Here is a 24,721-nt window from a genome sequence, read left to right as displayed (position 1 = left end):
ATGTTTAAAAAACGAATTATGAAAAACCTATTTTTAACAATGGCGTGCATTTGCACGACCTTTTACCTTATGGCACAGAAAGCAGATGCGAACTCTTTGAGAGAGGCGGAATTGAACCGATTTAAAATCATGGTAGCCCAAGATGGTGCTGGATTGGACAAAGTATTGCATAAAGACTTAGTGTATATTCACTCTTCGGGTACCCAAGACACCAAGGCTTCTTATATTGAATCCATCGTTTCACAAAAATCCATCTATGCGATCATTGAACCAGAGGAATTCACACAACGGGTTTATGGTAATATTGGTATCAATTCTGGTATTGTGAATGTGACAAATAAAAAAGATGGAGCCTTATTGCCAGTCAATCGTTTAAAATTTACTGACGTTTTTATCTTTGAAAATGGACGTTGGCAAATGGTTTCTTGGCAATCTTTAAAGATTAATAAGTAAGTCGCAGTTCTTCTGCAAATGCTTCCAAAGCTTGATAAATGAGCATTAATTCCTCATTTTTGATGCAATAAGGAGCCAAAATATATATTGTATTTCCAAGGGGTCTTAATAAGATCCCTTTTTTTATGAAATATTGGTAGGCGATATCTCGAAGTGGGTGCATGTATCCGGTCGCTTCTCCTACCTTCAAATCCAAAGCTAAGATGGTTCCTTGCTGACGAATGTTCTGTAAAATAGGGTGATTTTGTTGGGAATCAGCCCATTGTTGATGCGAGAGCATGATTCGTTCAATATGGCTCCACGTTTCTTCCTTTTCCATTAAGTCCAAACTGGCATTGGCGGCCGCACACGCCAGAGGATTGGCTGTGAATGAATGGGAGTGAAACAAGGTCTTTTTGCGGTCATTGGATAAAAAACTATCGAATAGTTCATTGGAACAGCAAGTTACTCCCATGGCCATCATACCACCGGTCAGGCCTTTTGACAGACATACGATATCTGGTTTTTCTTGCAAATAATCCATAGCAAACCATTTGCCTGTTCGACCAAATCCTGTCATGATTTCATCGGCAATACATAATAAACCATGTTCGTGCGCCAATTGAATTAAAGCATCCAATGTACTTGCTTCATACATCAGCATACCTCCAGCACCTTGAACCAATGGTTCAAAAATGAAAGCAGCATATTCATCAGGGGCCGATTCTAAATGGGATTTCATGTCTTGAATACAGGCCTCGGGATTACTAGGTTGGGAGATGAATTCTACCTCAAACAGCATGTCTTGAAACGGAGCATTGAAAGAGCTGGGAGCCCCTAGACTCATAGCACCGAAAGTATCTCCATGATAGGCATCTTGTAGAGCGATGATTTTTCTCTTTTTGGTTTTTCCCTGATTATGGAAAAATTGCAAGGCCATTTTGACACCCACTTCCACAGCAGTACTGCCATTATCAGAGAAAAAGACTTTTTGGAAATGCTTTGGTAAATGGGCTAGGAGTCTTTCCGACAAAGTGATGGCTGGTTCATGCGTAAAACCAGCAAAAATAACTTGTTCAATCTTAAGTGCTTGTTCGTAGATCTTTTGAGCCATATAGGGATGCCCGTGTCCATGGATGTTGACCCACCAGGAACTGATGGCATCTAAGTACTTTTCTTCATTTTCTCCGTATAACCAGCAACCTTCACCCCTAGTAATGGGGATAGAAAATGGTTCAATCTGGTGTTGAGTAAAAGGATGCCAAATGACGGTAGCATCCCGATGAACGTATGAATTATAATTTGATTTGTTGGGCATAATGATCAATTACAGTGTCATTTATGGTAGGTTCTTCATTGACACGCAAAAGTAAAGGCAATTGGGTGTAATTAAGAATAAATTTTTCTCCAGATGGATTTTCTGGGCCATTAAAAACAATACCTAGGACAGGGATGCCTCTTTGTTGTAGCATTTCAAAACTCAATAAGGTATGATTGATACTTCCCAGGTAATTTTTACTCACTAAAATAACAGGAGCGTTTAAGGATTGTATTAAGTCGATGTTCGTTTGCTGTCCGTTAATGGGAACCATCAATCCTCCTGCTAGTTCAATTACTAAAGAATTAGAACTTGCGGGTTTTTGAAATTGATTTAATTCAATGGTAATTCCATCCAATTCTGCCGCTGTATGGGGAGATAATGGTTGGCTAAGTCGATAGGTGGAAGGCCAAATGGTTAGATTAGGATGTTTTACCCATTGCTGTATCCAATAGGCATCGCCTTGGTCCAAATCTCCTGATTGTATGGGTTTCCAATAGTCGGCCTTTAGGGCATTCGTTAAGATAGCGGAAACGACAGTTTTTCCGATTTCTGTTCCAATTCCAGCTACGATGATCGTCTGACTCATATATTTGATTCTAACAATTGAATTAAATCAAGCATGTCTTGTTCTTGGGTTAAAGCACTTAAGGTAATTCGAATGCGTTCTTCTCCTTTGGGAACAGTTGGATAAACGATTGGTTTTAAGCCGTAGCCTTTCTCTTGGGCTATGTGGGCGATGTGTCTGACTTCTTGATTACCAGGAACTAAGAATGTTTGTATGGCACTTTGGCTTTTACCCCAATGTGGGTGAGTAATATGTTCTTGAAAAAAAGTGATGTTATTTTTTAATTTTTCTCGTAGTTCATTCTGTTGCTGTATAAAATGCAAGGTTGTGATTAAAGCGGAAATATGCGCAGGGGTCGGAGCGGTGGAGTAAATAAATGAGCGGGCAAAATTGATGAGGTATTGCCTCAACGCGTGAGAGCCCAATACCACGGCACCGGCATTACCCCAGGCTTTTCCAAAAGTAATAACACGAGCAAAAACCTGATCAATCAACCCTAATTCTTGGACTAATCCTGCTCCAAGATGGCCATAGACACCACCTGAATGGGCTTCATCGATAATTAATTCGAAGTCGTATAGCTGTTTTAGTTCAATCAATTTTTGGAGTGGAGCTCGATCTCCATCCATGGAATAAATGGATTCTACCACGACCCATTTAGTTTGATTTGGATATTGGGCCAATTCCAAGGCCAAAGTCTCCCAGTCGTTATGTTTAAATATGATTTTTTTTCCTTTTCCTAAACGAATTCCATCTATGATGCTCGCATGAAGTAGTTGATCACAAAAAACAATATGATCTTCTTGACTAATGGAAGAAAGTAAACCTAGGTTTGCTTCAAATCCAGAGCCAAAGAGTAAAGCAGATTCTGCTTGGTGCATGTGAGCACAGGCATGTTCAAAATTTTCGATTAAGGAATTGTTGCCCGAGATAAGTCGAGAACCTGTAGACCCGTTGATGGGTAATTGTCCTTTGTTTTGTTCTAACCAATTTTCAAAATCTTTGATAATCAGTTGATTTAGCTCATCATTTTTGGCCAAACCTAAGTAGTCGTTGGAGCAAAAATCAATGAAATGATCGACGTGTTGCAGGCTACGTAATAGGCCGTTTTTACGACGGATTTCTAACTGATCGACTAAATATTGTTGGATGTTGCTCATGATATTCAGGCAATAAAAGTACAAAAATAATGAGCCATCACGGGTAAATACTATAGATATACCCCAATTTTGTCCAAAATATTGATTAAACGTGTAAAAAACTTAGAAAAGGCTTGACAAATTCAATGATGTGACGTAGTATTGCACTGCGCTTCAATATCGTAAGTGCTCTATTCAATATTCCAGATTCCATTCCATCCATTGTTTGTTTCACCATTTTGTAGATAATCTGCTTTTGAGCGTATCACAAAATCCTTGTGAAAAGGAATAGGGACTGTCATTCATTTAAGATTCATCATTTCCCATTTTATGGAAGAGAAACCGATCAGGAGAGTAAAAAAAGTACAAGAAGATTTACCTGCTACTGAGCGCCCGAAAAGGCAAAGAATTAAAAAAACTGGAGAAGATCAAGATGCTTTAACACCTAGTTTCCAACTAGATGAAGCTGCACCGATTGTTAATGTCCAGCAAGAAGAATCAAGTTCAACTCCTGCAGCCATCACTCAAGTTGAAGAACCCATTGAATACGATGCCATTATTCCTGCGGAGGAGTTTTTGGTTGATACATCTTTCGTAACCGGGGATGAAAATGGGGCAGAGGCTCGTTCAGCGCAAGGGAGTCCAGAGGATTTAAAGAAATTGCCGAAAGAAGAGACACCAGTCACTCCTCAACCGCATTTCAAACGCTCTAATTACAATCAAGTTATCAAGGAATTGGATGGTTTGATTGAAAATGAAGGTGTTTTGGAAATCATGCAAGAAGGAGGATACGGGTTTATGCGTTCTTCCGATTATAATTATTTAGCCTCACCAGATGATATTTATGTATCACCTTCTCAAATCAAAATGTTTGGTTTGAAAACTGGAGATACGATTAAAGGAACGATTCGTCCTCCGAAAGAAGGAGAGAAGTACTTTGCTTTATTGAAGATTGAAACGGTGAATGGTAAAACTACGGATGAGATTCGTGATCGTATCAATTTTGAATATTTGACACCATTATTCCCAGAAGAAAAGTTGAATTTGTCTACTTCAGCAGACAATTATTCCACACGTATTTTGGATTTGTTTGCTCCAATTGGAAAAGGACAGCGTGGAATGATTGTGGCGCAACCAAAAACGGGTAAGACGGTCTTATTGAAGGATATAGCTAATGCTATTTCTCGTAACCATCCTGAGGTGTATTTGATTATTTTATTGATTGATGAACGACCGGAGGAGGTGACGGATATGCAGCGTTCTGTTCGTGCGGAGGTTATTTCTTCGACCTTTGATGAACAAGCAGAGCGCCATGTGAAAGTAGCTAGTATCGTTTTGGAAAAGGCAAAACGTATGGTTGAATGTGGGCATGATGTGGTTATTTTATTAGATTCCATCACGCGTTTGGCTCGTGCTTACAATACTGTGGTTCCATCTTCTGGTAAGATTTTATCAGGTGGAGTGGATGCCAATGCTTTGCATAAACCGAAGCGTTTCTTTGGCGCGGCTCGTAATGTGGAGAATGGAGGTTCTTTGACCATCATTGCTACGGCATTAATTGAGACTGGATCAAAAATGGATGAGGTGATTTTTGAAGAATTCAAAGGAACAGGTAATATGGAATTACAGTTAGACCGTAAATTGTCTAACCGTCGTATTTATCCGTCTATCGATGTAACAGCATCAGGGACTCGTCGTGAAGATTTATTGATGGATCCAGCAGTATTACAGCGAGTTTGGATTTTGCGCAAGCATATGTCCGATATGAATTCGGTAGAAGCTATGGAGTTCTTACAACAGCAAATGAAAGGTACAAGAACCAATGAAGAGTTCTTGGTATCTATGAATCGATAAGATGACCATACTGCCTAAAGAATTATTTTCTTTGGAGAAAACCAATCACCTACAGCCAGTATGGTTTGTAGGTCATGGTAGTCCGATGAATGCTTTGGCAGATAATCCTTTTACGCAACATTTAAATCAATTAGGTAAGACCGTTTTGGAGCACAACAGCCCCAAGGCGGTCTTAATTGTTTCTGCCCATTGGTTAACCCGTGGAACATTCGTTCAAGCTAGTTCGAAGCCCAAGATTATCTATGATTTTGGCGGATTTCCCCCAGCATTGCACCATTTCCACTATCCAGCTGTAGGTGATGCGGAGGAAGCTAACTTGTTGGCTTCTCAAAGTGCAAAGATTCAGGCAACGACAGAATGGGGATTGGATCATGGGGCTTGGACTGTATTATGCCATTTGTTTCCAAAAGCTGAGCTACCTTGTTTTGAGGTTTCTATAGATTATGGAAAACCTTTGGAATATCATGTCAGCTTAGCACAAGAATTACAGTTTTTGAGAGAAAGAGGGGTCTTGATTTTAGGAAGTGGGAATATTGTTCACAACTTACGTGCTAGTATGGCCAATTTGGGAAATGGACGTGAGGCCTTTGGTTATGATTGGGCACAGGAATTTGATGTTTGGTCAAGTCAAAAAATTCAAGATAAGGATTTGAGTGCTTTGATTAACTACGAAGGCGCTCTGGGTGGTAAGGAATCTGTTCCTACCCCAGACCACTATATTCCTATGTTGTATTCTTTGGCCTTAGCTAGAAAAGGAGAGGAGGTTCATTATACTTATGATGAATTGGTTTATGGCGGTATTTCAATGCGGTGCTTTGAGATAAAATAAGTTTTATGATTTCCAGTTTTCGAAAGTCTGCTCAATGATTTGGCAGGCTTTTTTTATGTCAAATTCGGAAATACAAAGAGGAGGCGCCAGGCGAATTTTATTACCATGAGTGGGTTTGGCTAGTAAACCAGCTTGCATCATGGATAAGCAGATTTCCCAAGCTATTGGACTATCTTCACTTGTATTAATTTCAATGGCGCAAAGGAGACCTTTACCTCTTACCTCTCTAATGAGGGGGCATTTGTTGGCCAAATCTTGTAAAAAGCTCATTAATTGATTCCCTCTTATTTGAGTATTTTCTATCAGCTTTTCTTCTTCTAAAATATCGATGGCCTCGGAAGCAATGGCGCATGCAAGGGGATTTCCTCCATAGGTGGAGCCATGTTCACCAGGTTGTAGGGTTAGCATGATTTCATCTCGACAAAGTACGGCTGACACCGGCATGAAGCCACCAGAGAGTGCTTTTCCAAGTAGTAAAATGTCTGGTTTAACATTTTCATGATCACAAGCTAGCCATGCCCCAGTTCTGCCCAATCCAGTTTGTATTTCATCTGCAATAAAGAGGACTTGAGCTTCTCGACAGTGTTCTTTGGCCGTTTTTAAATAGCCAGAATCAGGTAAAATAACACCCGCCTCACCTTGAATGGGTTCCACCATAAAACCGGCTACATGTGGATTCTCCAAAGCGGATTTCAATGCTTGAAGATCATTGTAAGGGATTTTGATGAATCCAGGTAAAAATGGTCCGAAGTTGGTATAGCTTTGTGGATCATTGGATGCTGAGATTGCTGCTAGGGTTCTACCCCAAAAATTGCCTTCTGCTACAATGATTTGGGCTTGATTGCTTGGAATCCCTTTCACTTCATAGCCCCATTTACGGGTCAATTTGATGGCAGATTCCCCAGCTTCTACGCCGGTATTCATGAATAGGACTTTGTCATAGCCAAATTTTTCGGCTAGCTTTTTTTCGGCTAAACCCAATTGGTTATTATGAAATGCCCTAGAACTTAATGTTAATTTTTGCGCTTGTTTCCCCATGGCAGCTAGTAATCTAGGATGGCAATGTCCTTGATTCACAGCACTATAGGCAGATAAGAAATCGAGGTATTCTTTACCTTCCACATCCCAAACGATGGAACCTTTACCTTTTTCTAAAACAACGGGAAGCGGATGGTAATTGTGAGCGCCGTATTTTTCTTCTAGGTCAATGAATTGTTGGCTGTTCATGAGTAATTGTGCTTATCGTTGATTGAGTCTGGATTTGGTTGTCCTTGAATGGATTGAATTTGGATGGTACTAGCTTGGATTTGACAACTTTTTGGATGGCTTGAATTTGGATGGTACTTGCTTAGATTTGACAACTTTTTAAAAGTTGTCAAATCTCAACGTCAAATCTCAACGTCAAATCTCAACGTCAAATCTCAACGTCAAATCTCAACGTCAAATTCCATTTGCCAAATCTCAATTTAAAAACAAAGGTTCCATTTTATTAGCTAAAATGGAACCTAAATCTTGATAATTTTAATCAATTAAATGGATTTATAGCAATTCATAAATACCTGCGACACCCTGTCCACCACCTACACAGGCAGTGACCATCCCGTATTTTTGATTTCTACGACGCATTTCATTGAATAATTGAATGGATAATTTGGCTCCAGAACATCCAAGTGGATGACCTAAAGCAATGGCTCCACCATTGACATTCACTCGACTTGGATCTATTCCTAATGTTTTGATAACAGCTAAAGATTGCGCCGCAAAGGCTTCATTAAGTTCGATTTGATCAATATTTTCCAAAACCAATCCTGCTTTTTTTAAGGCAATTGGAATCGCTTCTACCGGACCAATTCCCATCAAGCTAGGTTCTACGCCTGCCGTGGCATAACTCACCATTCTAGCAATAGGCTGTACATTCAGTTCTTTTAGAAATTTCTCAGAAACCACCATCACAAAAGCCGCTCCATCGGATGTTTGAGAGGCATTACCAGCTGTTACTGTTCCACCCATGGCAAATACCGGTTTCAATTTTGCTAATGCTTCTAATGTAGTATCAGCTCTCGGTCCTTCATCTTGACTCACGATGGAAGTACGTGTTTTCTTTTTACCCTCCTTGGCATCAAAATAATTCTCAGTCACACTGATGGGAACAATTTCCGAAGCAAATTTGCCATCTTTAATTGCCGCAAGAGCTTTAAGATGAGATTGATAAGCGAAGTTATCTTGTTCCTCCCTAGTTACTTCATATTTTTTACTTACGGCTTCAGCTGTTAATCCCATACCGATATAATAGTCGGGATGCTCCGAAGCCAAGTCATAATTCAAGACTGTTTTGTGGCCTAGCATAGGTAACATGGTCATGGATTCTGTTCCACCAGCAATCACACAATCCGCCATGCCTGAACTTACTTTGGCAGATGCTAGAGCAATTGCCTCTAAGCCAGAACCACAATAGCGATTGATAATAAAACCTGGAACATTTTTAGGCAAGGACAAAAGAGAAATGTATCTAGCCATTTGCATCCCTTGCTCAGCTTCTGGTATAGCATTTCCAACAATTAGATCATCAACCCGACTCGGGTCTAAGTTAGGAACTTGAGCCACCAAATGTTTGATAACTTCAGCTGCTAAGGTATCAGGGCGAACTGTACGAAAACCTCCTCTATTGGCTTTGGCTACAGCTGTTCTGTAACCAGCAATGATATATGCGTTCATAATCAATTGATTTTGAATGGATTAATTTCTTGGTGGTTTTCCACCGTTTAATAGACTACTGATACGTTCTAATGTTTTCTTTTCTCCTGAAAGTGACAAGAAAGCCTCCCTTTCTAGATCCAACAAATACTGCTCTGTCACCATTTGTGGGCTATCTAAATCACCACCGCAAATAGCGTAAGCTAATTTGTTGGCAATTAATGAATCATGCTCAGAAATATAATTACCCATCTTCATACTAAAGATTCCTGCTTTAAATAGAGCTAATCCTTGTTTTCCTTCCACCCAAACATCTGAACGCTGTTGTTTTTGTACATAACCTGCATCTGCTAATGCTAAGGCTTCTCTTTTAGCTTCTGCAATGAGTTGGCTACGGTTCAACACGATACGATCAAATGGACGAAGGTAATTCATCTCTTTGGCCTCATATGCCGATGTACTTACTTTTGCTGTTGCAATGTTCATAAAGGCCTGTTGAAGTCGATTAAGTTCAACATCACCAGCCTGACGAGCATCACCCATGCGCATGGCCATTTCTTTTGTTCCACCACCAGCAGGTATCAAACCAACACCTACTTCCACTAAGCCCATATAAGTTTCAGCGTGCGCTACTAGTTTATCAGCATGCAAGCTTATTTCGCAACCACCACCTAAAGCCAAGGTATGTGGCGCTACTACCACCGGAATGGAAGAATATCGGACACGCATCATCGTATTTTGGAATACCGCAATCATATTATTGACTTCATCAAATTCTTGATTGGCCGCAAACATGAATAGCATTCCCAAATTAGCTCCTGCAGAGAAAGCTTCAACGCCTTCATTTCCAATCACTAAACCTCGGTAATTTTTCTCTGCTAGGTCAATGGCCTTTTGGATTCCTTCCAAAACGCCTTGCCCCATAGTATTCATTTTTGAATGAAATTCTAAACAAATGATTTCATCCCCTAAATCAACGATGGTCGCATCATCGTTTTGGTAAACGATTTTATCTGGTTTCAAGCTGCTAAGGAAAATTTGATTTTCAATTCCCTCAATGGCTCGGTAATTTTTTGAAGTTAAATCATAGTAAAGACGTTTTCCACTTTCATTTTTATAAAAAGTGGTGAATCCTTTTTGGACCATTTCTACTACCCAAGCGGCTGCTTCCATGCCATTTTCCTGCATCAAATCAAGCCCTTTTTGTACGCCTAAGGCATCCCAAGTTTCGAAAATGCCCATTTCCCAACCAAATCCAGCACAAATGGCTTGGTCAATTTTAACTAAATCATCGGCAATTTCTGGTATGCGATGAGAGGCATATCGGAATCCATCTAATATGGTTCTACGATAAAATTCGCCGGCTAAATCTTTACCAGAAAGTAATATTTCAAATCGCTTCGGTAAAGCGTCTATGGCTTTAGAGCGGTCTAAGGTTTCGAAGGAAACTTTTTGTGCAGGTCTATATTCAAATGTTTGTAAATCAAGACTTAGAATCTCGGTTTTACCTTGAGCATTTTTAGTTTTTTTGTAAAATCCTTGTCCCGTTTTATCCCCTAACCACTTATTCTCCATGAGTTTCTGGAGCATTTTAGGTAAGATGAAAATATCTTTACTTTCATCATTCGATACGGATTTATATAAATTGTTTGCTACATGAACCGTCGTGTCCAATCCTACTACATCCGACAAACGGAAGGTTCCAGATTTTGGCCTACCTACTACTTTAGAAGTAAGTTTGTCCACTTGCTCCACCGTTAGACCTAATTCTTCCACGACTTTCATTGTTTGCATCATGGAATAAACGCCAATGCGGTTGGCAATAAAAGCAGGAGTATCTTTGCAAAGTACAGTGGCCTTGCCAAGATTAGTTTGACCAAAATTCAATAAAAATTGAATGACATCTGGGGATGTTGCTGGTGTAGGGATAATCTCCAATAAACGTAAATATCGTGGAGGATTAAAAAAGTGCGTGCCGCAGAAATGTTTTTGGAAGTCTTCACTTCTTCCTTCAGCCATCAAATGGATGGGAATTCCTGACGTATTAGAGCTAATCAATGTCCCTTTAGTTCGAATTGCATCTACTTTTTCGAACAAGGATTTTTTGATATCCAAATTCTCTACAATGACCTCCATAATCCAATCAGCCGAAGCTATATCAGGTAAGTTATCATCAAAGTTTCCTAGTTTGATGCGTTTGGCGAAATTTCCAACGTACAAGGAAGCGGGCTTTGATTTTAACGTTTGTTGAAACGCAAGATTTACAATGCGATTTTTAACGAGAGGATGCGTCAAACTCAGGCCTTTGGCTGTTTCTTCAGCGGTTAGTTCTTTAGGCGCAATGTCCAGAAGCAACACATCTACACCAATATTGGCAAAGTGACATGCAATTCGGGAACCCATGATGCCAGAACCTAAAATGGCAACTTTTTTGATCGAACGATTCATTAGAATTATGTTTTTAATTAAAAAACGTAAGCGCGTAAAGTTAATTAAATTTTGAAATGTTATGCAAGCATACTAATTTTTTTTGATAAAAAAATCCACCCTTCTGCTAAACCTCGACAGCGTTTAAAACGCTGTCGAGGTTAACGAAAAATAAAAAAATTATTGTTCCATATAACTGGTAATAGGCTCGCAAGCACAGATCAAGTTGCGATCTCCATAGGCCGAATCGATGCGGGAAACGCTTGGCCAGAATTTATTTGCTTTCACATAAGTTAATGGGAAAACAGCCTTTTCTCTACTGTAAGGACGATCCCATTCGCCAATCAATACCACACTTTGCGTATGTGGGGCATTTTTCAACACATTATTGCTCTTATCTGCTAGTCCATCTTCAATTTCTTGGATTTCTGCACGAATACTCAACAAGGCATCGCAGAAACGATCTAACTCTTCTTTGTTTTCAGATTCGGTTGGTTCAATCATCAAGGTTCCTGCCACGGGGAAAGAAAGGGTAGGAGCATGGAAACCATAATCCATTAAACGCTTCGCAATATCTTCGGCTTCTATACCAACGCTAGCTTTGAAAGGTCGACAATCCACAATCATTTCGTGGGCGCAACGACCATGTGAGCCAGTGTAAAGAATAGGGAATTTAGTCTCTAAGCGTGCTTTAATGTAATTCGCATTCAGGATCGCAGTTTCTGTAGCCCGTGTTAAACCTTCTCCGCCCATCATAGCAATGTAGGCATAGGAAATGGCTAAAATACTAGCTGATCCCACTGGAGCTGCCGAAACTGCTCCGTGGCTTTCTGCCTCTACGGAGTCTGTTATCACATGGCCAGGCAAAAACGGTACTAATTGTTTAGCCACACCAATAGGGCCCATACCAGGGCCACCACCTCCGTGAGGGATGCAGAATGTTTTATGCAAGTTCAAGTGACAAACATCCGCTCCAATAGTCGCAGGAGAAGTTAATCCCACTTGAGCATTCATGTTGGCACCATCCATATAAACTTGTCCCCCATTTTCATGGATGATTTGACAAATTTCAATGATGGACTCTTCAAAAACACCGTGTGTACTTGGATAAGTTACCATTAAGCAAGCCAAATCGTCTTTGTGTTCGATGGCTTTAGCGCGTAATTGTTCGACATCAATATTTCCATGGGCATCACAACCAGTAACAATTACTTTCATACCCGCCATGACAGCTGAGGCTGGATTAGTTCCGTGAGCCGAGGAAGGAATTAAGGCTACATTACGGTGAGAATCTCCACGAGAAGCGTGGTAAGCACGAATCACCATTAAACCTGCGTATTCTCCTTGTGCTCCTGAATTTGGTTGCATGGACATGGCCGCGAATCCAGTGATTTCACATAACCAATCATTTAATTCCATGATTAATCGTTGATATCCACGAGTCTGACTAGCTGGAGCAAATGGATGCATTTTCCCAAGTTCAGGCCAAGTAACCGGAATCATTTCCGTAGTAGCATTTAATTTCATGGTACAAGAACCTAATGAAATCATGGAATGCACCATGGATAAATCTTTGGATTCCAATGATTTTAAATAGCGTAGCATCCCGTGCTCCGAATGATAGCGGTTAAATACATCATGACTTAAAAAGGCAGATTGACGCGTTAACTTGGCAGGAATTCTCCAAGTGATGCTCATTTCTTCACCTCCGATTCCTTCCATTTTGACACGCTGGAAGAAACCTAGTATTTCAACAACATCATCTTCTTGTGTCGTTTCATCCAATGAGATACTTAACTTACTGTTATCATTTCTGAAATAGCGGAAATTGCGCTCAGAAGCTTCTGCTAGTTCTCTTATTTCTTCCGTATACTCTCCCGTAATAACAGTAATGGTATCAAAGTGATGCGTGTTTTCTAAGCTAAAGCCTAATTTTTGAACACCAGCAGCTAATAATTCGGTTAGCCCGTAAATTTTGGTGGCTTTATTTTTTAATTCCTCTGGTCCATGGTAAATAGCATATGCTGCGGCCATGATGGATAATAATACTTGTGCCGTACAAATATTGGAAGTTGCTTTTTCTCTACGAATATGTTGTTCACGTGTTTGAAGCGCCATACGCAAGGCCCTATTTCCTTCGGCGTCTATGGACACACCAATAATACGACCAGGAATATTTCTTTTGTACTTTTCTTTGGTAGCAAAGAAAGCAGCATGTGGTCCACCAAATCCCATCGGTACTCCAAAACGCTGCGAACTACCTACCACCACGTCTGCTCCCATTTCACCCGGAGGGGTTAGAATAGTTAGAGCTAATAAATCTGCAGCTACCACTACTTGAAGTCCATTTTCTTTGGCAGATTCAATCAGATGCGTATAGTCAAAAACCTCACCATTGCTGGCAGGATATTGTAAAACGATAGCATAATATTGGGCATCTGTAACATCCAAGTTCAGGTGATTGCCTACCACTACTTCGATTCCAAGAGGTTCAGCTCTTGTTTTTAGTACGTCGATGGTTTGTGGTAAACATAGTTCAGATACAAAAATCGATTCTGCCTGATTCTTCTCTGCGGGTCTTTGACCGTGCAACATGGTCATCGCTTCAGCAGCAGCCGTTCCTTCATCTAATAGAGAGGCATTGGCCAATTCCATTCCAGTCAAATCAATGATCATGGTTTGGTAATTCAACAACATTTCCAATCTTCCTTGGGCAATTTCTGCTTGGTAAGGAGTATAAGCTGTATACCAAGAAGGATTTTCCAAGATATTTCTTAAAATAACGGAAGGCACTATGGTATCGTAATATCCCAAACCAATATGGCTTTTGAATATGTTATTTTGTCCCATTATTTGTTTGAAATCACGTAAAAATTCAAACTCTGTTTTGGGATTTGGTAGTCGCAAACCTTGCGCCAAGCGAATAGGTTGAGGTACAGTTTGGTCAATTAAAGTAGTCAGACTATCCACGCCAATGGTTTTTAACATGGCCGCGATATCAGTTGGATTAGAATTGTTGTGACGCAATGAAAAATCTTCCCTGTATTTGAAATTGGGGATCATAGGATGAAGGCGAAATTTGTGTGAAAAAACGTTGTAAAATTAATCTTTTTATGGGATTTATTTTTCAATTCTTATCTTGCGAACTTAATTTTTTCCTCAACAAAATGAAAAAGACTTACTATTCGGTTTTAGCACTTTTTTTAGTTGCAAAACTTATTCCATTGAGCCTATTTGCTCAATCAAATCCAGTGCCTTATGCTTACACGATTAAGGCAGAAGATTTGAAAAAACATTTGACTTTTATTGCTTCCGATAGCTTGAAAGGTAGAAATACAGGTTCGGCAGAACAAAAAGTTGCAGCCAACTACATTGCTAACCATTTTAAGGCAGTAGGACTAGCTCCAGTTCAAGGAAGTTATTTCCAAAAAGTTGATTTAGTCAATCGCGCGTGGACCAATGTGTCGGCTCAAATCAAAGGTAAATCCTATGGATATTTATCGGATTTTATGGCTTATGCATTAGCTCCGGTAGCTGCTGGAACAAAAGCTCCCACTGTTTTTGCGGGTTATGGTGTGCAGCAAGGCGCCTTTACGGATTTTGATAAATTGAAAGCTAAAGGAGCTATGGTGCTTGTGATCGATGGTGAAGCCAAAGATCAGGCTGGAAATTATGTACTTTCTGGTTCCAAAGATCCTTCTGCTTTTGGGAAGGCAACGGGTTGGAGAGAAAAAATGAAATTAGCCAAAGCTGCCGGTGCTACAGGTTTGATAGTCATTACGGATAAAGATGAGAAAGTGTTTAGTTCTCAAGTAAATCAGCGACAAGCTATGATGAAGCGTTTTGGTAATGAGCGTATGGTGTTTAAAGAAGATACTCAAAATAAAGAGGCTGAATTTCCAGTATTATTGATTTCATCAGCTATGGCTGCGCAATTGTTGGGTACAGACGTAGCGGCAATAGAAGCATTCAAAACGAAGGTTTCCACAGAGAAAAAATCAGTTGCTAGTAAATTTAAAGCAGGCACTATTGAGTTAAAAATTGAAAATACTGAAAGCCCAGTAGATACTTACAATGTTGTTGGGTTTTTGGAAGGTACTGATAAAAAATCAGAGGTAGTTGTCATTACAGCACACTATGACCACATTGGAGTATCTGCAGATGGCCGAATTAATAATGGAGCAAATGATGATGGTTCAGGTACTGTAACTGTCATGGAGTTGGCTGAAGCATTTGGAAAAGCTGCAGCAGAAGGTCATCGCCCACGTAGAAGTATTTTGTTTATGACAGTAACCGGTGAAGAAAAAGGTTTGCTAGGTTCTGAGTATTATTCTAATCATCCTTTGTTTCCGCTGGCAAATACCGTTTGTGATTTGAATATTGATATGGTTGGTCGCTATGACGATGAACACATTGGTAAACCAGATTATATCTATGAAATTGGTTCTGATAAATTGTCTTCTCAATTGCGTGCTGTGTTGGAAGAACAAAATAAAAAACACATTGGTTTAGAATTGGATTTCAAATTCAATGACCCGAATGATCCAAACCGTTTTTACTACCGTTCAGATCATTACAATTTTGCCAAACACAATATCCCCGTAGCATTCTTTTTCAATGGTGTTCATGAGGATTATCACCAACCTGGTGATGACATTGAGAAAATTGAATTTGACCAAATTCAAAAAGTGGGACGTTTGGTATTCTATATGGCTTGGGAAATATCGAACAGAGAGCAACGCTTACCTGTGGATTCCAATAAGCCTTAATCGCTTTAGATATAAAAAAGAGCCTCAAATGTCATTTGGGGCTCTTTTTTTTGATGTGTTATCAATGCCTGAAATAGTTTGGTCGTATTCAAGTATTGACAAATTTTTCTTTATTTCATTAACATTGTTGGAATAATACCTTTCATAGTCTTTCTTTTTTTATAAAAAAAGAAACAAAAAAAATAGATGAAATAAGGTTAATCCTAAGACGAATTCTGCTTCGCAGAACCGATTTTCTCTCCGCTTACGGCAGTTAGAATGAAAAATGTAGAATGTAGAATGCTACATCCGTTTATAATTTATCATTTACAATTTCCTTGCCGCTTCGCTCAAGCTCCGTTCCAATCTTTCGTTAGGATTAACCTTTACCATGTAGAATTAAGACTAATTCATCATTTATAATCCAGAATTTATAATTTTCTGGACAAACGCTTCATGGGTCTTTTGAGCCTGCAAGATAAAATCATTCTCCTTCCAATCTCCAATTACATTTTCCATTTCTTTTTGGTTGTGGAACATGGCTTGTCGGAATGGATCTTGGAAATCTTTGGCACGTGAACTTTCAATTCCTTTGGCAATGAACGCCGAAATCTCAATGGCTTTATTTTTCCATTGTTGAATAAACGATGTATCACTTAAGTTTTCGGCCTGTATGATTTTTAAGGCAGCTAAGGCATTTTGAAATTTCAGTTCAGGATATGCATTTGCCTGATCTTGATAAAACTGATGTACTTGATTCCAAGAATTAAATTTTCCTGAACGAATATTTGTTTTCAGCAAATTCACTGCATCTGTTGGGAACAATTGTCCCCCAAGATTTTCCCAAGTGGAAATAGGCTGGTGAGCGGCCATTTTTAGGAGCTCATGTGCTGGTATAGAGGGATTTCTTTCTTGAGCCAAAAGCCACTCCTGGAAAGCATGGTAATAGATCAAATCCTTGAAAATATGGTAAGCGCGGTAGCTTTTGGCGATTTTACTCTTACGTTTGGAGTTTTCGATACCGGTAGCCCAAACATCTATATTGATGTTTTCATTAGCTGGATTTTCTAGCCATTTCTTGCCCGCTACTTGTGTCTTTTCTGGCAGCGCATCGCCCACCCAATTTTCTAAAAGTTGGATCGCATGTAAAATTTCCTCAATAGTGTCGGGTGCTAGGAAATCATATTCCAGAAGCATGTTTTTATTAATTCTTTGATCACGATTGGCAAATTTCCACGCATTTCTTGCTAGAGCATATAAGTTATATTGGAACCAATATGCCGCAATGATTAATAATCCTCCTGAGGCATCGTCATTTCCAATTAAAGAAAATGGCAATGGATTTTGTATTTCTGCAGGATAATTTCCTTTTGAGATCAGATTGAAACTAGCAAATTTAGAATTGTGTTTTAAGCTAATGGAAAGTCCTGGCCAAAACCCTCTTCCTGCTTGTAATTCCCCATCTGCACCCCGACTGTTGTGGTTGGAACCCAGGGTAGCACCAGCCGCCATGTTACTTTGACCTTTGATGATTGCTGCACATAGAAAGGAATTATTATGGTGCTGCTCATGGGCAGGGAAAATGAGTGCATTCAATACCTCACAGCATGAAATAGTCGAATTACTGCCTAAAAAGGAGTTAATCAGGCGGGCACCGTATTTCAGTTGGGAATGAGCCGCTAATATAAAACGAACTGCTTTAACGCCATAAAATATACGACAACCCTCGTGAATAATTCCATTGACAAGTTCACAACCTTCACCTATTTGTGTATTGGCTTCTGGGTATGAAATGATGGTCAAGTTTTTTAATTTATTGGCACCCTTAATGTAAGTGTCAGAACCCATGTTGACATCCTTGATGATGCCCGTATTTTTAATCACGGTACGGTGACCAATTTGGCCATAAAATCCTCTTTTAGTTGAAAATTCAGCTTGCGTCAATGCTTTGTATTGAGTTTGAAGTAATGCATCATCCCGATCTTGAGTCCATAAATAGGCATCGGCAGGGCGCATGCCAACAAATGGAATCACTTTTCTTCCTCCATTTTCATTACCTAGTTCTAGCCAAATTCGAATACGCTCGTCTTCTCCCTCTTTGACTATACCATTACCAAATTTGGCAGTTGGTGTAGTAGCTAATTCATTAACTTGAAGTATCATCACTTCATTTCCAATTTGATAATTGGATAATAAATTCACTCGATCAATACTGATATTATCGCCAATATCACTACTAATGATGGTACTATTATAAATGCCAACAGGCATTCTCAAGTTTTTAAATTCTAAATAGACATGTTCTAATTTTCCAATTCGGATGATACCAAAAAACCGACAATTTTTAATGAGGTGTGGATTGAAGCCAGGTTTTACCTGGATATCTTTCCAATTTTCGGCTTCATTAAAATTGGCCTCTAAGATTTCAATTTCGCGCGCAGACAGTGGTCGGTAGTCCGAAAGGTTGATGTTTTTATTGCGGAGGTCAAATTCACTTTCACCCGCTTTCAAGTAGGTTTTACTGACAAATTCGAAGCCCAATTGGGCTATGGGTTTTTTCTCTATTCGATTCATCTCTCGTAAAATTCAATAGGTAATTGGTCTGGGTCACTGGTGAAAGTAAACCTCTTTTCAGTAAATTCATCTATTCGGATATCTTCACAAATAAGGCCTTTATTTCGTAAAATTTGTACAGTTTCATCCAAATTGGAGACTTCAAAGGCAATATGTCGTAGTCCGCAGGCTTCAGGTCTAGATACCCGAGGAGGAGTTTCTGGAAATGAAAATAACTCGATGTAATAGACTCCTTGAAAGCTCAGATCTAGCTTGTAAGAATCTCTTTCTTTTCGGTAGACTTCTCGGATAATATCAAATCCTAAAATTTCGGTATAAAACTGTTTGGAAACGGCATATTTGGAGCAAATAATGGCCACATGATGAATGCCGAGAAGGGGGATTATTTGATTTATCATTTTTGGAGACTATTAGCTACAGCAATTTTAGAATCGGCCGTGCCATAATATAAAAACCATTGCGAACGGAATGAAACTAAACCTTCTACAAAACAGACCTCATTCACTTCTCCAATTTGTTCATAAACCTTATTAGGCCAAATGAAAGGCTTGTTTGAACGTTGCATTAACTGATAGGGCTTTTTTAGGTTAAATAAGGCTTGGGCAGCACTATAAGTGAATTTTGGGAAAGCTGAATCATTAAAATTAGCGGCATTACTACTGTTGTAAATGAGCAGAATACCTGACTTTTGAATTAACGCATAGGGTCCTGGTTCTACCAAACGGCTGTCGAAATAACCTTTTCTAGGTTGCAGCACCGAAATTCTTTGTTTGTTTTCAGCATCTTCCAATACATTCCAATGAATTAAGTCTTTGGATTGAGCCATGAATAAATCCGTATCGCCAAAGTACATCCAATAGTAGCCATTTATCTTTGTGGCAATTAGCTGAGAGCCCTGTTGTTTGACGACTATGGCACCCGATTTTGACCAAAGATCCATGTACTTCGGATCTGTCAACATGGGACCCATTTTTTTCCAATGGATTAAATCAGTTGAGGTGGCAAAGCATAAACGGGCAGTTTTCCCATCATAGGAAGTATAGGTGATTAAGTAGTTTCCTTCTTCTGATTGAACAATGCGCGGATCTTCAATACCGCCCGGCCACTCGTATTTTTTACATGCATCTTGTTCAGGATAAAGAATAGGTTGGGGCATTTTTTTGAAATGTATTCCATCTTCACTGATGGCTAAACCAATCCGAGAGGTCCCTAAGGAATCTTGAGCACGATATAGCAAATGAACTTTTCCATTTTTGATTAAAGCGGTAGGATTCAGTACATTTTTATTTTCCCAGGCTACCATTTTGCCTAGAATAGGGCAAAAAAACCGTTGTTGACCATCTGGAGTTAAGATAGGGTTAACAGCATCTTGTTTCTTAAAACCATTGATTTGCCATGCTTTGGTGCTTTGATTTTGGGACAAAACAGGTAAATAGAATAGCGAAATGAAAGCAAAAAACAGGTAGGAAATAAATTTATAGGGTAGATTCATGAAGCTTTGCTAGAGTTTAAAATTACTAAAATGCTACTTGAAACGTATATTAAAAGGTAATTTTCGGCAAATTATTACCGAAAGGTCATGTATACAGAGTTCTTTAGGTCAGCAATCAATGAAATTTCTAGCTATTTGATGCATTTGATCGTTGGAAACTTTTAAATTGAGTGATCAAACCTAAAATAAAAACGATGGAAAGACGTGATTTTTTACAATCCTCCTTATTGACAGGCTTAGCCACGGGCATGCCCCAGATTCAAGATAAGTTAGTAGTGCCTAAATTACAGCCAAAAATTAAATTAAGTGTTTCCAGTTATTCATATTGGCATTTCAAAGGAGATAAATTTCCCATTGAAAAGGTAATTGATGACGCGGCTTCTTTGGGATTGGAAGGGATCGATGTCTTGCACCGACAAATGGAAAGTGAGGACAATGCCTATTTGCAAAAAATCAAGAAGCATGCCTTTTTGAATGGGATTGCTTTAACCTGTTTATCCATCCATCAGGGTTTTGTAACGCCGGATAAAGAAGAATTGAAAAAGCATGTCGATCATACGATTCATTGCATAGAATTGGCATATAAAATGGGAATACCTTGTTTGCGATTAAATACAGGTCGTTGGAATACCATTAAGTCGTTTGATGATTTAATGAAAAACAGAGGAATAGAGCCTATTTTGCCTGGTTATACGGAAGATGATGGCTATAAATGGTGTGTGGAAGGTATTCAAAGATGTCTGGCAAAGGCAGAGGAATGTGGCGTGTTAATGGCTCTTGAAAACCACTGGGGATTAGGATCAACGCCTGAGGGAATGTTGCGTATACATGATACGGTGAATTCTCCTTGGTTAGGCTTATTGATGGATACAGGAAATTTCTTGGAAGATCCTTATGACAAATTAGAGAAAATAGCTCCTAAAGCCAGCTTTGTTCAGGCTAAAACGTATTATGGCGGAGGTGAATGGTACTCGTTGGAATTAGATTATAAGCGGATTATCAACATCTTAAAAAAGGTCAATTACCAAGGCTATGTTTCCATTGAATTTGAAGGCAAAGAAAATGCCTATTCAGGGGTCAGAAAAAGTGTCGAATTACTGAGAAAAGCATTAGCCTAATTATCTATTTCTTGGACAACATATCGTCTTTTTTATCGTTCGCTCTGTAACGCGCAACGCTGTCAAGGTTCCAAACCTTGCCAGCGTTAGGCTGGAGCGAGGATTATTTTTTTAATACCAAGGAATAAGAATCCGAAATCATACTTTTCAAAGTTGCAAAAGCGATTTGACCATTGACCACAATGGTGTTCCAATGTTTTTTATTCATGTGGTATCCAGGTAAAACACTATCTGGGAATTCTTCTCTTAAATCAATAGCTCGATTGGGCTCACATTTAACATTAAATCGGACTGGGATTTCATCCAAGGAGAGTAGTAAAAACATTTTATTGTTGACCTTGAAAACTAAATTATCTGGACCAAAAGGAAGGCTTTCTTCTGTATTTGGGAGACTTAAGGCGTAATCACGAATTTCTTCTAGGTTCATGAGATGCATCTGCCGAAACCTTGGCATAAGGGAATTGGGCCAATTTCTTTACTTGATAATAGGTGTCCAATCCTCCTGCACTAACACTTTGGGCTACATCCAAATCAATATGTCCATTAGGCAGAAGAACTGAATCATGAATGGAAATATATTGGATTTTGCCGACTAATAAAACTGTTTGGTTTGATTTGATCAGATGTTCTTCTTCCCAAATAAGTCCCATTTTGACCAAGCTTTGCTTAACAAATGGTCCATCAAATTCAGGGATTGTTTCTTCTTCTATGCCACATGCTTCAAATTCAGATATGCCTAAGGGATATCTGGCAGATGTCTGATGTGCCTGTGGGACCAGAGAAACGGGAATTTGATTTAATGTAAATCGTTTGTTGGCCTGAATATTTTTGTAGGTATGACTGTCTGCACCAACAGGTCTAAACAAGACGCCCATCATCGCTGGATTAGCCCCTATATGTATTACATTACTAAAAATAGCCAAATTGGATTGATGCTGTTCATTATATGTGCCAATTAAATGAGCCGCCTTTGCTCCACTGAGATGGTTAATCAAATTCGTCCGAAACGATTTTTCCATCGATTCGATGTCGGCTAGATTGGCTATCATGTTTTAATTTTTGAAAATGGTGGAGGCTATTCCTTGATTAATCTTATAATTGGTAAATTTCACCGTGATATCACCCGTCTTAGCGATTTGTTTTTGCGTATCTACCGTTTGGGTTTTGTTGATATCCACCACAACGCCTTTGGGTACTTTAAATTTTTTGACATCCACCGTAAAAATAAGCTGCTCAGGTAATCCCCATTTTGCCTCAGCTCCATAGCCATATTCCGTACTTACGGTGCCATTACTTCTAGACGTAATTTGAGATTTTAGCACCAAATTGTTGGTTTTATCTATCCATAATTTGGCTAAAATAACATCTTCACTTTCTCCATTTGGCAATAAGGTGATGATTTCCGTTTCCTTGTTTTTGATCCATTCTTTACCCGTACTAATCGCATTGAATTGATCTTGATGAGCCAACAATTGTGCCAAATCACCAAAACCCTTTTTTGGTAAAATAGCAATACCCTTCGATTTTAAATGGAATTGATCTTTTTGCTTAAAATACAAAGTAGCATTTACGGGTAGAATTTTGATCAAAGGAATATTCGATTTGATGTTTAGGTCCACCGCATAATCCTTCACTTGGCTCCATTTTTGTTGAAGAGCTTGAATGGTTTTTTGCGCATCTTGTCCAATAACTTGGAAAAATGAGCAGATAAAAAGACTGATGGTTAAGAGGATTTTCATTAAGCGCTGATGTCTTTTTTGTTGAATGTATAAATGGAAATGCCTAAGAAGAGTAAAATATGAGCCACTAAAATAATAACAGATTTGATGATCTCGGTTTTAGGTAAGGGCTCTTCAAAAAAGTTTCTCCAAGAAGCCATGTGGGTCGTAAATAAATAGGGGCGTATGGAGTCAAAAACGGAAACTTCCAAGGTGCCGATGATGGTAAATAAAATGATGATGGACATGGTGGCCACGATGGGACCAATGGAGTTTTCTGAAAAACAAGACAGGCAAATGGATAAGGATGCCACCGTTAATAGGGCTAAAAATGCTACAGCAAATCCGCTGAGATACCTCCATAACACATCATGCTCCTGTAAAATCACAAGACCATCCGTATTCAGCACGATTAAATCTCCAGTTCCAAAAAAGATTCTTCCAAATACCAAGGCCATGATGCCCAACCAAATGATGATGCAAGCCGTATAGACAGCACCAGCGATAAATTTGGACAATAAAAGGGTGGTCCTAGAAATGGGCTTTGTCATCACCATGCGGATGGTTCCCATCGCAAATTCACCTGAAATCAAGTCGCCAGTAACTAAAGCCACTAACAAGGGAATTTGAACCAAAAGCATTTGCAAAATGATGAAGGCAATGAGATTGCCATTGAGCAAATTGCCTTCAAAACTTAAGGTTTGTTCAAATGAAGAGGTGACAAAAGATAAAATGGAAAGGCCATCCGATTTTAGAGCGAACAAAATGACTCCCACCAATAGCGTAATAGCTCCAATTCCTAGGTAGCTCCTGGGTTTGGCAGCAATTTTGATAAACTCATTATATACGCTTTTAAATAGCATCTTGTTGGACAATTTTGATAAAATAATCTTCCAAACTGCGTTTGGATTCTAGGGAGTAAACGGCAATTTCATGGGAGTTCAAGAGCTGACTGATACGTGGAACTTGATTTCGACTCAAATGAAATTCTAATTGATTTTCACCTTTTATTTGTATTTGAATTTCTGGAAAAGCATTTTTCAGCACTTCCAATGCTTTTTGTTGCGGTTCAACCTCCAACCGAATGAAGAGGTTTTCAGTCGACATGAGTTCTTTCACGGAACCTTCTACGATGGATTTTCCTTTGTTGATGATGACCATACGATTGGCAATCATTTCGATTTCACTTAAATCATGCGAAGAAAGCAAGATGGTTTTTTGATGTTCTTCTTTTAATCTCAAAATTAGATTTCTAATATCAATGATTCCCTGAGGGTCTAATCCTGTGGTGGGTTCATCCAAAACGATCAAATCTGGATTGTGCAATAACGTTTGAGCTATCCCCAGCCGCTGTTTCATACCATGAGAAAAACTACCCACTTTGTCATTTTCACGGCCATTCAAACCCACAAAATCCAACATGGCATAAATTTCTTTTTTGCTAGAATAGGTTCCTGATATTCGAGCAAAAATATCCAGATTTCGGTAAGCGGTTAGGTATTTATAAAAATCAGGTTTTTCAACGATACTGCCTGTTCTACGTAATATATCTTCACGGTGATTATGGATGGGTAAATCAAACAAACGAATATCTCCCGAATCAGCTTTTATTAAGGATAACATGCAGCGCATGCTGGTACTTTTGCCGGCCCCATTGGGTCCTAGAAATCCAAAAACATCCCCTTTAAAGACTTGAAAACTAACATCCTTCACAGCTAGGAAAGAGCCAAAGCTTTTAGAAAGATGTTGAATGGATATGATGGACTCAGGCATGTAAAGGTGGATATGCTAGTTTAACCATCATATCCTT

Annotated in this window: 20 protein-coding genes; 5 read left to right on the top strand and 15 right to left on the bottom strand. The window is 39.1% G+C overall.

Annotated elements, in window-relative coordinates; translation table 11 throughout:
- The first annotated feature begins 69 nt into the window (after positions 1–69).
- On the top strand, positions 70–453 hold the full coding sequence (locus tag G9H65_RS06085) for a nuclear transport factor 2 family protein (protein WP_166374456.1): 384 nt from the start codon (positions 70–72) through the stop codon (positions 451–453).
- On the opposite strand, the gene bioA is transcribed toward G9H65_RS06085, so the two are convergent.
- Genes bioA through G9H65_RS06070 form a run of 3 tightly spaced genes read right to left on the bottom strand, consistent with a single transcriptional unit; the run spans position 443 to position 3,478 of the window.
- On the bottom strand, positions 443–1,750 hold the full coding sequence (gene bioA, locus G9H65_RS06080) for an adenosylmethionine--8-amino-7-oxononanoate transaminase (RefSeq protein ID WP_166374455.1): 1,308 nt from the start codon (positions 1,748–1,750) through the stop codon (positions 443–445). The genes G9H65_RS06085 and bioA overlap by 11 nt on opposite strands.
- The gene (bioD, locus tag G9H65_RS06075) at positions 1,728–2,339 is read right to left on the bottom strand and encodes a dethiobiotin synthase (RefSeq protein WP_166374454.1); all 612 of its coding nucleotides are present in this window, start codon (positions 2,337–2,339) and stop codon (positions 1,728–1,730) included. The genes bioA and bioD overlap by 23 nt, the downstream gene beginning before the upstream one ends.
- Positions 2,336–3,478: an aminotransferase class I/II-fold pyridoxal phosphate-dependent enzyme gene (locus G9H65_RS06070; protein WP_166374453.1), complete on the bottom strand. Its 1,143-nt coding sequence runs from the start codon at positions 3,476–3,478 to the stop codon at positions 2,336–2,338. The genes bioD and G9H65_RS06070 overlap by 4 nt, the downstream gene beginning before the upstream one ends.
- A 309-nt stretch (positions 3,479–3,787) precedes the next feature.
- On the opposite strand from G9H65_RS06070, the gene rho reads away from it, so the two are divergent.
- Both rho and ygiD read left to right on the top strand, forming a co-directional pair.
- Entirely contained in the window at positions 3,788–5,311 is a 1,524-nt protein-coding gene (gene rho / locus G9H65_RS06065; protein ID WP_166374452.1) for a transcription termination factor Rho, read from the top strand.
- 1 nt (position 5,312) lies between these two features.
- Positions 5,313–6,140, top strand: coding sequence for a 4,5-DOPA-extradiol-dioxygenase (gene ygiD / locus G9H65_RS06060; RefSeq protein WP_166374451.1), 828 nt, complete (start codon positions 5,313–5,315; stop codon positions 6,138–6,140).
- A gap of 3 nt (positions 6,141–6,143) precedes the next feature.
- On the opposite strand, the gene rocD is transcribed toward ygiD, so the two are convergent.
- From rocD to gcvP, 4 genes are all read right to left on the bottom strand, one after another.
- Entirely contained in the window at positions 6,144–7,367 is a 1,224-nt protein-coding gene (gene rocD / locus G9H65_RS06055; RefSeq protein ID WP_166374450.1) for an ornithine--oxo-acid transaminase, read from the bottom strand.
- Positions 7,368–7,679: 312 nt separating this feature from the next.
- Positions 7,680–8,855, bottom strand: coding sequence for an acetyl-CoA C-acyltransferase (locus G9H65_RS06050; protein ID WP_166374449.1), 1,176 nt, complete (start codon positions 8,853–8,855; stop codon positions 7,680–7,682).
- A 21-nt stretch (positions 8,856–8,876) separates the two neighbouring features.
- Positions 8,877–11,282 (bottom strand): 3-hydroxyacyl-CoA dehydrogenase/enoyl-CoA hydratase family protein, encoded by a 2,406-nt coding sequence (locus G9H65_RS06045; protein ID WP_166374448.1) that lies wholly within the window; start codon positions 11,280–11,282, stop codon positions 8,877–8,879.
- A gap of 159 nt (positions 11,283–11,441) precedes the next feature.
- Positions 11,442–14,324 carry an aminomethyl-transferring glycine dehydrogenase gene (gene gcvP / locus G9H65_RS06040; protein WP_166374447.1) on the bottom strand — a complete coding sequence of 961 codons (2,883 nt, stop codon included), beginning with the start codon at positions 14,322–14,324 and terminating at the stop codon, positions 11,442–11,444.
- Between the two features lie 104 nt (positions 14,325–14,428).
- On the opposite strand from gcvP, the gene G9H65_RS06035 reads away from it, so the two are divergent.
- Positions 14,429–16,030 carry a M28 family peptidase gene (locus G9H65_RS06035; protein WP_166374446.1) on the top strand — a complete coding sequence of 534 codons (1,602 nt, stop codon included), beginning with the start codon at positions 14,429–14,431 and terminating at the stop codon, positions 16,028–16,030.
- 396 nt (positions 16,031–16,426) lie between these two features.
- Here the strand turns inward: G9H65_RS06035 and G9H65_RS06030 are convergent, their stop codons facing one another.
- The 3 genes from G9H65_RS06030 to G9H65_RS06020 are packed head-to-tail and all read right to left on the bottom strand — an operon-like array spanning position 16,427 to position 20,075.
- Positions 16,427–18,583 carry a DUF4954 family protein gene (locus tag G9H65_RS06030; protein WP_166374445.1) on the bottom strand — a complete coding sequence of 719 codons (2,157 nt, stop codon included), beginning with the start codon at positions 18,581–18,583 and terminating at the stop codon, positions 16,427–16,429.
- Complete coding sequence (gloA2, locus tag G9H65_RS06025) at positions 18,580–18,981, bottom strand: SMU1112c/YaeR family gloxylase I-like metalloprotein (protein WP_205753255.1); 402 nt, start codon at positions 18,979–18,981, stop codon at positions 18,580–18,582. The genes G9H65_RS06030 and gloA2 overlap by 4 nt, the downstream gene beginning before the upstream one ends.
- The gene (locus tag G9H65_RS06020) at positions 18,978–20,075 is read right to left on the bottom strand and encodes a glycoside hydrolase family 130 protein (RefSeq protein ID WP_166374444.1); all 1,098 of its coding nucleotides are present in this window, start codon (positions 20,073–20,075) and stop codon (positions 18,978–18,980) included. Before G9H65_RS06020 ends, gloA2 begins: the two co-directional genes overlap by 4 nt.
- A gap of 194 nt (positions 20,076–20,269) precedes the next feature.
- On the opposite strand from G9H65_RS06020, the gene G9H65_RS06015 reads away from it, so the two are divergent.
- Complete coding sequence (locus tag G9H65_RS06015; protein ID WP_166374443.1) at positions 20,270–21,193, top strand: sugar phosphate isomerase/epimerase family protein; 924 nt, start codon at positions 20,270–20,272, stop codon at positions 21,191–21,193.
- A 103-nt stretch (positions 21,194–21,296) separates the two neighbouring features.
- Here the strand turns inward: G9H65_RS06015 and G9H65_RS06010 are convergent, their stop codons facing one another.
- From G9H65_RS06010 to G9H65_RS05990, 5 genes are read right to left on the bottom strand one after another with little or no spacing between them, the layout of a single operon-like run.
- Positions 21,297–21,620 (bottom strand): MmcQ/YjbR family DNA-binding protein, encoded by a 324-nt coding sequence (locus G9H65_RS06010; RefSeq protein ID WP_166374442.1) that lies wholly within the window; start codon positions 21,618–21,620, stop codon positions 21,297–21,299.
- Entirely contained in the window at positions 21,598–22,242 is a 645-nt protein-coding gene (locus G9H65_RS06005; RefSeq protein ID WP_166374441.1) for a flavin reductase family protein, read from the bottom strand. Before G9H65_RS06005 ends, G9H65_RS06010 begins: the two co-directional genes overlap by 23 nt.
- Before the next feature lie 3 nt (positions 22,243–22,245).
- Positions 22,246–22,932 (bottom strand): hypothetical protein, encoded by a 687-nt coding sequence (locus G9H65_RS06000; protein ID WP_166374440.1) that lies wholly within the window; start codon positions 22,930–22,932, stop codon positions 22,246–22,248.
- The gene (locus tag G9H65_RS05995) at positions 22,932–23,774 is read right to left on the bottom strand and encodes an ABC transporter permease (RefSeq protein WP_166374439.1); all 843 of its coding nucleotides are present in this window, start codon (positions 23,772–23,774) and stop codon (positions 22,932–22,934) included. The genes G9H65_RS06000 and G9H65_RS05995 overlap by 1 nt, the downstream gene beginning before the upstream one ends.
- Complete coding sequence (locus tag G9H65_RS05990; RefSeq protein ID WP_166374438.1) at positions 23,764–24,684, bottom strand: ABC transporter ATP-binding protein; 921 nt, start codon at positions 24,682–24,684, stop codon at positions 23,764–23,766. The genes G9H65_RS05995 and G9H65_RS05990 overlap by 11 nt, the downstream gene beginning before the upstream one ends.
- Between the last annotated feature and the right edge of the window lie 37 nt (positions 24,685–24,721).

Source organism: Aquirufa ecclesiirivi (assembly GCF_011250515.1).
Classification (GTDB): Bacteria; Bacteroidota; Bacteroidia; order Cytophagales; family Spirosomataceae; genus Aquirufa; species Aquirufa ecclesiirivi.
Note: the sequence above shows the minus strand (reverse complement) of the source record. Positions and strands in the feature narration are given on the sequence as shown.